The sequence below is a fragment of the Pseudonocardia sp. EV170527-09 genome (assembly GCF_008369905.1).
In the GTDB taxonomy this organism is placed as follows: Bacteria; Actinomycetota; Actinomycetes; order Mycobacteriales; family Pseudonocardiaceae; genus Pseudonocardia.
On the sequence record NZ_VRMC01000139.1, the window covers coordinates 1 to 8,508 of the forward strand.

An 8,508-nucleotide genomic window follows, 5' to 3' on the forward strand; every position below is an offset into this window, starting at 1 on the left:
AGCGCCCAGGTCCCGTCCGGGCCGCGTACTGCGCACGAGTGCCACGGGGTCATCCACGTGTCGTCGGCCGGGACCAGGCGCACACCCAGCTTCGACGAGCCGGCCGGATGCGGGTGGATGGACAGCCGCACGCCGTCGGGGAACCGATCGGCGACCAGCGCGCTCCAGGCGTTGCTGCGGGCCACGACCCGGTAGCCGCGCTCCCGGGAGCGGCGCTGCAGGGCGGCGCGGCTGCCCTCGTGGCCGCCGGCGTCCTCGACGAGGAAGCGCACGATCCCCAGGTAGAGCGCGCGTTCGGAGGGGTCGGTGCGGCAGCGCTCCCGCAACTGCTCGACCGACGGCGCCCACAGCCGGTCGAGCAGCGCACGGCGTTCGGAGTGGCTGCGATCGGGGTGGGCGTCCGACAGGTCGAAGAACTCGAAGCCCGGCAGCCGCTCCGCCGCGGCGAGCTCGCGGAGTGCGGCGCCGTAGTCGTCGACGTGCACGTCGGGTACGCCGATGAGGTCGGCGAAGACGTGCCCGTCGGAGCAGACGAGCACCCGCGCACCCGGTTCGTGCACGGCGGCGATCTCGGCCCGGACGCGGTCCAGGTGGTGCAGCGACAGCCGCTCCCCCGCGTCGGGCAGCCGGCCGAGCACCTTGGCCGGGTTCGGGGACTTGCAGGGGAATGCCGGTAGCACCAGCCGCAGTGGTGTACCGGCGGCGACGGCGGCCCGGATCTGGGCGCGCTGCGGGTCGAAGGCGGAGGGCTCGGGCTCCGGCTCATCGCGAGGGGCACGCCGGTGGCGCAGCAGGATGTCGAGGACGTCCTCGACGACGGCGTCGGTGCAGGTCCGGTCGGTGACCGGGTCCGGGGCACAGGTGATCAACGATCCTCCGATCGGCGGGCCCTCGCCGGAGGCGAGGAGCGTGGTGGGTGTCGGTCGGCTCAGCCGACGTGCGAGGACGCGTCGTGGGTCACCGACAGGGCGCGGACACCGCGACCCAGCACGGCCGGGGTCCAGTCGAGCGCGGCGGGATCGGTGGCGAACCGCATGCCGGGCAGCCGGGCGAGCAGGGTGCCCAACGCGACCTGCAGCTCGACGCGGGCCAGCGCGGCGCCAGGACAGAAGTGGATGCCGTGTCCGAACGCGAGGTGCGGGTTCGGGCTGCGGTCGAGCACCAGCTCGTCGGCTCGGTCGAAGCGGCGCGGGTCGCGGTTGGCCGCGCACAGCGACACGATCACCGAGTCCCCGGCGGGGACCTCGCGGCCGTGCAGGTCGTCGGTCTCGGCGAGGAACCGCCAGGTGGTGAGTTCGAACGCGCTGTCGTAGCGCAGCAGCTCCTCCACCGCGCGCGGCAGCAGCTCCGGGTCGGCGGCGAGGCGGTCGAGCTCGTCGGGGCGGTGCAGCAGCGCGACCAGCGCGGTGGTGATCTGGTTCGTCACCGGCTCCTGCCCTGCCACGAGCAGCTGGAAGACCATGGAGTCGAGCTGCTCCGCGGTGAGCTCATCGGCGTCGCGGGCGGCGACCAGACGGGTGAGCAGCCCGCCGCCGGGCAGGTTCCGCACGCCGTCGACGACCCGCGCGATGTAGTCCTGCAGCCCGCGCAGCAGCCCCTCGTAGTGGGCGCGGCGCGGGTCGGTGGGCCCGACCGGGGCGACGACGCCGCCCCACTCCCGCCGGAACCCCGACGCCAGCTCGTCGGGCAGCCCGATCGCCAGGGCCAGCGCGGCGAACGGGAAGTGGGCGGCGAACCCACCGACCAGGTCCACCGGTCCGTCGGCGGCCGTCAGGTCGTCGAGGAGCCGGTCGGCGATCTCCTGCAGCCGTGGGCGCAGCTCCTCGGCAGCCCGCGGGGTGAAGGACTCGGTCACCAGCCGTCGCATGACGGTGTGGGTGGGCGGGTCCTGGTGCAGCAGGTGGACCTGCAGCTGGGAGTGCTGGGGTTCGGGCATGATCGACGCCCGCGCCCGCCACCCGTCGTTGCCCAGGCGGTGGTCCTTGCCCAGGCGTCGGTCGTTCAGGGTGGCGTGGGCGGCGTCGTAGCCCGTGACCAGCCAGGCGTGCACACCGCTGGGGAACGTCACCCGGTGGATCGGGCAACGGCGGCGCAGCTCCCCGTAGAGCGGGTAGGGGTCACGCTTGTAATCCGGTCCGACGAGCGGGACCGGCTCGGTCTCGTGATGGGAGGTCATCGGTGTCCTCTCAGATCCGCAGCGCGGGCCGGGCGACGTCGAGCCACAGGGCGAGGTCGACGACCCGCTCCAGGCGCAGCCGGGTGCCCCAGTCGAGCCCCTCCGCGGGCGCGTCGAGCAGCGGATCGATGCGGGTGCGGTCGACAACATCGGTGACGCCGTCGACGGTCAGGGCGTCGCGGGCCAGCTCCTGCAGCCCGGTGGTGTAGCCGGGGTCGTGGGTGGCCGGGTAGTGGTTCTTGGCCCGCCACAACACCGACTCGGGCAGGTGCTTCGCACCGGCACTGCGCAGCAGCGACTTCTCCCGGCCGTCGCGGGTCTGCTCGCTCCACGGGACCGAGAACGCGTACTCGACGAGGCGGTGGTCGCAGTAGGGCACGCGGACCTCCAGGCCGTGCGCCATCGACAGCCGGTCCTTGCGGTGCAGGAGCTGGCGCACCCAGCGGGTGAGCGAGAGGTGCTGCAGCTCGCGCGAGCGGTGCTGCTCGGGTGACTCGTCGTCGTGGTGCGGGACGGCGGCGAGCGCGGCGGCGTAGGTGTCGGCGCGGAACTCCCCGATCCGCATGGCGGCGGCGAGGTCGGGGTGCAACGGGACCGCCGCGTCGTCGCCGGTGACGAGCAGCCACGGGAACGTCGCCGCGGCCCGCGGACGCTCGGCGTGGAACCAGGGGTAGCCGCCGAACACCTCGTCGGCGGCCTCCCCGGACAGCGCGACCGTCGAGTGTTCGCGGATCCGACCGAACAGCAGGTACAGCGAGGTGTCCATGTCGCCGACGCCGATCGGGGAGTCCCGCGCCGCGACGACGGCGCGCCGGTGCTCCAGGTCGAGCAGCGCCGCCGGGTCGAGCACGGTCACCGAGTGGTCGGTGCCGATGTGCGCCCCGGCCTCGGCCGCGTAGGGGGTGTCGTGCCCGGTGCGCAGGACGTCGCCGGTGAACTCGCGGGCCTGGTCGGTGTAGTCGACGGCGTAGGAGCGCAGCACCGCGTCGGGCCCGCGGCGGTCGCGCAGTTCTGCCGCGGCGAACGCGGTCACGACCGAGGAGTCGAGCCCGCCCGAGAGCAGGCTGCAGATCTCGACGTCGGCCTCCAGCCGGGACCTGGCGGCCCGCTCGACGAGCGCCGCGACGTGGTCGGCGGTCGCCTCGGGGCCGCCGGTGTGCTCACACAGCTCCAGCTGCCAGTAGCGGCCGGTGCGCACGCCGTCGGCGTCGAACAGCAGCCACCCGCCGGGCTCGACCTCCGCGACACCGGCATAGACGCCGGGCCAGGTGGAGAACAGCAGCGCGTATCCGTCGCGCAGGCTCTCGACGTCGGCGACCGGGTCGATGCCGGGGTGGGCGAACAGGGCCTTGGGCTCGGACCCGAACGCGACGCCACCGGTCGGCGTGCGGGCCCAGTACAGCGGTTTGACGCCGAGCCGGTCGCGGCCCAGTACGAGCCGACCGGTCGGCTGGTCCCACACCGCGAACGCGAACATGCCCTCCAGCCGGTCGAGCACGGCGAGCCCCCACTCCCGGTACCCGGCGAGCACCACCTCGGTGTCACTACGCGTGTCGAACCGGTGCCCGCGCGAGCGCAGCTCGGCGCGCAACGCGTGGTGGTTGTAGACCTCACCGGAGTAGGACAGGACGGTGCGGGTGCCCTCGCTGCCGGCGAGCATCGGCTGCACACCACCGTCGACGTCGATCACCGCGAGGCGGCGGTGCCCGAGCGCGGCGCGTCCGTCGTGCCACACCCCGCCGGCGTCGGGTCCGCGCAGAACCTGGGTCGCGGTCATGGCCTCGGCGACCGCTCGGAGCGCCGCCGGGTCGGCGACGGGAACGGGCTCGACGACGCCGGCGATGCCACACATCAGGGGATCTCCTCAGTGGTGGGACGGTCGCGGCCCCCGATCAACAGCAACGCGGCGACGACGGCCGTGAGGGCCGCGACGACGAGGGCGGGACGGGTGGCAAGCACCGTGCCATCGGTGTTCCAGGCGAGCGCGGCAGCGGCCGGGCCGACCGCGAAACCGAGGGCGCGGGCGCACTGCACGCCGGCGCCGGCGGTCGCCATCCGGTCCCGCGCGGCCCCGGCGAGGACGAGCACCTGGGTGGGGCCGCCGTAGAGCCCGGTGCCCAGCCCGGCCAGCGCCACCCGCCAGGCGACGTCGACCGGGGTCCAGGGCTCCCCGTCGGGGAGCGCGGCGAGCAGCGTGAAGCCGACCGCGGCGAGGGCGACGCCCACGACCGCGACCGCACGCGGGGAGAAGCGGTCGGCGAGCCGTCCCGCGGGCGGCCCGGCCACGACCATCCCCAGCGGGAACGCCAGCAGCGCCAGCCCGGCGGCGGCGGGACCGGAACCCCCGGCCTGCAACCCGACGGCGACCAGGTACGAGGCGGCCGCGAACGCCCCGGCGAGCAGCGCCACGGCCGCGGCGGGCGCGGCGCCACGCGGCCGCAGCGCCGCGGCGACCGAACGAGCCCCGGGACGCACCGCCCACACGGTGAGCGCAGCGACCGCGACCACGACCGCCGCGGTCACCACCGCCGGACCGGCGAGAACACCGGTGGCGACGGCACACACGAGTCCGAGACCGGCGACGAGCAGTGCGGCGTCGGCCAGGCCCGCCCGGTCCAGCCCGGCCAGCACCCCGGCAGGGATCCGGGACCAGCGGACCAGCACGACCGCGACCAGCGACACCAACACCGCGGGGACGAACGCGACGCGCCAGCCGGCCAGCTCGATCATCGGCCCGCCCACCGCGGGGCCCAGCACCCCGCCGACCGGGCCGGCCGTCGCGGGCACCGCCATCGCCCGGCCCCGTCGCCGCGGGGCGACCGCAGCCACCGCGAGCACCGGCATGAGCACCATCAGCACCGCGCCGCCGACACCCTGCAGCCCGCGCAGCCCCACCAACACCGACAGCGACGGCGCGACCACGGCCGCGACGTTCGCGGCGGCGAAGACACCGACGGCGGTGAGCAGCGCAGGTCGCACGGCGACCCGGTCCAGCCACCGACCCGCCGGCAGCAGCAACGCCACGGCCGGGATCGCATACCCCAGCACGACCCACTGAACCGTCCGGGGATCGGCGCCGAAACCCTCCGCGATCCGCGGCAGGGCCACGGTGACGACGTTCATGTCGAACATCGCCACGAACGACAGCAGGCCCGCCACCGCGACCGCGACCCGGTCGTCACGTACTCCGCCAACGGGTTCCGCCGCTGCACCTCCCACCATTCCACGCCCTCCCGATCGCGTAACGTAGTCGAGTTCGCGGATGATACGACCACATGATGAGGGCCACATTTCACCGGCGTACCGACGACCGGAGGCTTGCGAACGCCGACTGGTGAGGTGCTTGGGCGAATACGATACGAAGGACGTGTGAGGGTGCGACGACACCGACGGACGATCACGACGGCACTGGCCGCCGCCGCCACGGCCCTGCTGCTGGCCGGGTGCGGCGGCGAACCGGCCGCTGGCAACCACACGAGTCACGAGGGCATGGACATGGGCGGCTCGTCCTCGCCCTCGGGCGGTGCCGGGCACCCAGCCGCCCCCTCCTGCCCTCCGGTGCCGCAGCTCGCGGCCACGCCGCAGCGCGTGGTCACCATGGACGGCGGCGCCGCCGCGATCCTGACCGAGCTCGGCCAGAGCGAGCGGATCGTCGGCACCGCCGCCCCGGACTTCTTCACGGCCTTCGCCGGCGCCGAGCGGACCGAGCTCGACTCGATCCCGGTGCTGGACCCCGGACAGGGCAACAGCGAGTCGGTCGTGGCGGCGAAGCCCGACCTCGTCGTCGGGATCTCCAGCTACAGCTTCGGCGGTTTCGACGGCACCCCCTCGGTGGAGCGGCTGCAGCAGGCCGGCGCCGCCAGCCTGGTGGCCTGCGACGACGCACCCTCGCCCGTGCAGAACATCGACGCCACCTACACGTTCATCCAGCAGGCCGCGACCGTGTTCGGCGCACAGGCACAGGGCACGCAGCTCGTCGACCGAATCAAGGCCCAGGTGGCCGCCGCGGCGCCCGCCCCCGGCACCGCGCCGGTCCGGGTACTGGCACTGTCCTCGGCCCCGCAGACCGGCCAGCCGCTGATGACCCAGGGCGGCTCCGGCCTCGCCAACGGCATCATCACCCTCGCCGGCGGGCAGAACATCGCCGCCGACCAGGACAGCGACTTCGCGAGCCTGTCCACCGAGCAAGTCGCCGCGCTCGACCCGCAGGCGATCGTCGTGATCACCGGGTTCTCGCCGCAGAGCGACGCCGAGCTGACCGCGGCCATCCGGTCCAGTCCCGCCCTCGCCTCGACCACCGCCGTGCGCGAGAACCGGCTGGTCACCGTCCCGCAGTCGATCACCCTGTCCCCCAGCGTGCTCAACGGACAGGCCGTCGCCACGATCGCCAAGGGCATCCACGGCACCGAATGACCACCCACGAGGAGACGGCAGGGGCCGGCCCGGCGCCGCTCCCGGCCCGCCCGATCCCTGCGACCGGCGGCCTGCTCGGCCGGGTGCCGCCGGCGGCCGTGCTCGCGGGGCTGCTGCTCGCCCTGCTGGCCTCGGTCGTCGTGGCGATGGGGCTCGGCCCGGTGTCGATCCCGCCCGGCAGGGTGCTCGACGCCGTGACGGCCCACCTGGCCGGGGGTTCCTCCGGGATCGACCGGGCCGAGGACTTCATCGTCTGGGAGCTGCGTACCCCGCGGGTGCTGCTCGGCGTCGTCGTCGGGGCGGGGCTGGCCGTCGCCGGGCTGCTGGTGCAGGCGATGGTCCGCAACCCGATCGGCGACCCCTACATCCTGGGGCTGTCGTCGGGTGCCTCGGTCGGCGCCGTCCTGGTCATCACCACGATCGGGACCGCGACGGCCGGGCTGTTCACCCTGCCCGCCGCCGCGTTCACCGGTGCGATGTTCACCGGGCTCGGCGTCTTCGTCCTGTCCCGGGTCCGTGGACGGCTGCACGCGACCCGGATGGTGCTCGCCGGCGTCGCGGTCGGGCAGCTGCTCGGTGGTGTCACCTCGTTCCTGTTGCTGCGCACCCGCAACACCGATGCCCAGCAGCAGGTCCTGTTCTGGATGCTCGGAAGCCTGGCCGGGGCCCGCTGGGACCTGCTCGCACTGTCCGCCACCATCGTCGGGGCACTCCTGGTGCCGCTGTGGTGGCAGGCGAACCGGGTCAATCTGCTCGTACTCGGCGAGGACGCGGCCTCGGCGCTCGGTACCGACCCGACCCGGCTGCGAGCGGCGCTGTTCGTCCTCACCGGGCTGCTCACCGGGGCGGTCGTCGCGGTGTCGGGCAGCATCGGGTTCGTCGGGCTGGTCGTGCCGAACCTGGCCCGGCTGCTGTTCGGCGCCGACCACCGCCGCACCCTGCCGGTGTGCGTGCTGCTCGGTGCGCTGGTCGTCGTCTGGTCCGACACCGCCGCCCGTCTCGTGCTCGCCCCGACCGAGCTCCCGATCGGCGTCCTCACCGCCGCGATCGGCGTGCCCTTCTTCCTCTACGTGCTGCGCCGCAGCGCGACCGGGGCGGTGGGGGTGTGAGCTCCCGGCTCGTGATCGACGGCGTCAGCGTCGGCCACGGCGGGGACCCGGTCGTGCACGACGCCACCCTGGCCGTCCCCGACGGCGCGGTGCTCGCCCTCGTCGGGCCCAACGGATCGGGTAAGTCCACCCTGCTCAAGAGCCTCTACCGGGTGCTCAAGCCAGTGCGCGGGCATCTGCTGCTCGGCGACGACGACCTGGCCGCGATGCCGCACCGCGACAACGCCCGCGCGGTCGGGGTGCTCTCCCAGGACGACCCCGGGGGGTTCGACTTCACCGTGTGGGAGGCGGTCATGCTCGGTCGCTCGCCGCACCTGGGCACGTTCGGGCGTCCCGGCCCCGGTGACGCCGCCGTCGTCGCCGACGCGCTGGAGCGCACCGGCTGTACCGCGTTCTCCGCCCGCCCGCTGTCGGAGCTGTCCGGCGGGGAAAGGCAACGGGTGCTCCTCGCCCGCGCGCTGGCCCAGCAGCCTCGGGTCCTGGTGCTCGACGAGCCCACCAACCACCTCGACCCCCGTCACCAGCTCGGAGTCCTGCGGCTGGCGAGGGACCTCGGGATCACCGTCGTCGCCGCGCTGCACTCCCTCGACCTCGCCGCCCAGTACGCCGACCTGGTCGCCGTGCTGTCCGCGGGCCGCATCGCCGCACTGGGCACACCGACCGAGGTACTGACCCCCCGTCTGCTCGCGGCGCACTTCCGGGTCGACGGTTCGATCGTCGCGGACCCCGTGACCGGGGCGCCCCGGGTACTGCTGCGCGAGCTGGACGCCGGTCAGGCCACCTCGTGAACGCACCGGCACCAGCCGCCGT

At 74.3% G+C, this 8,508-nt stretch carries 7 protein-coding genes; 3 read left to right on the forward strand and 4 right to left on the reverse strand.

Translation table 11 applies throughout. From position 1 onward, the window contains the following. The 4 genes from FVA95_RS26515 to FVA95_RS26530 form a co-directional block, all read right to left on the reverse strand. Positions 1–869 (reverse strand): isocyanide synthase family protein (locus FVA95_RS26515; protein WP_161992467.1); only part of this gene is annotated, 869 nt, incomplete at its 3' end. Positions 870–928: 59 nt separating this feature from the next. Beyond that, entirely contained in the window at positions 929–2,176 is a 1,248-nt protein-coding gene (locus tag FVA95_RS26520) for a cytochrome P450 (RefSeq protein ID WP_149666559.1), read from the reverse strand. A gap of 10 nt (positions 2,177–2,186) precedes the next feature. Then, positions 2,187–4,028, reverse strand: coding sequence for an asparagine synthase (glutamine-hydrolyzing) (gene asnB / locus FVA95_RS26525; protein ID WP_149666560.1), 1,842 nt, complete (start codon positions 4,026–4,028; stop codon positions 2,187–2,189). Next, positions 4,028–5,335, reverse strand: coding sequence for an MFS transporter (locus FVA95_RS26530; protein WP_161992468.1), 1,308 nt, complete (start codon positions 5,333–5,335; stop codon positions 4,028–4,030). The genes asnB and FVA95_RS26530 overlap by 1 nt, the downstream gene beginning before the upstream one ends. A 216-nt stretch (positions 5,336–5,551) precedes the next feature. On the opposite strand from FVA95_RS26530, the gene FVA95_RS26535 reads away from it, so the two are divergent. The 3 genes from FVA95_RS26535 to FVA95_RS26545 are packed head-to-tail and all read left to right on the forward strand — an operon-like array spanning position 5,552 to position 8,486. After that, positions 5,552–6,589 (forward strand): ABC transporter substrate-binding protein, encoded by a 1,038-nt coding sequence (locus FVA95_RS26535; RefSeq protein WP_240051751.1) that lies wholly within the window; start codon positions 5,552–5,554, stop codon positions 6,587–6,589. Continuing rightward, positions 6,586–7,698, forward strand: coding sequence for an iron ABC transporter permease (locus tag FVA95_RS26540; RefSeq protein ID WP_149666562.1), 1,113 nt, complete (start codon positions 6,586–6,588; stop codon positions 7,696–7,698). The genes FVA95_RS26535 and FVA95_RS26540 overlap by 4 nt, the downstream gene beginning before the upstream one ends. Further along, complete coding sequence (locus FVA95_RS26545) at positions 7,695–8,486, forward strand: ABC transporter ATP-binding protein (RefSeq protein WP_149666563.1); 792 nt, start codon at positions 7,695–7,697, stop codon at positions 8,484–8,486. Before FVA95_RS26540 ends, FVA95_RS26545 begins: the two co-directional genes overlap by 4 nt. Positions 8,487–8,508 lie beyond the last annotated feature (22 nt).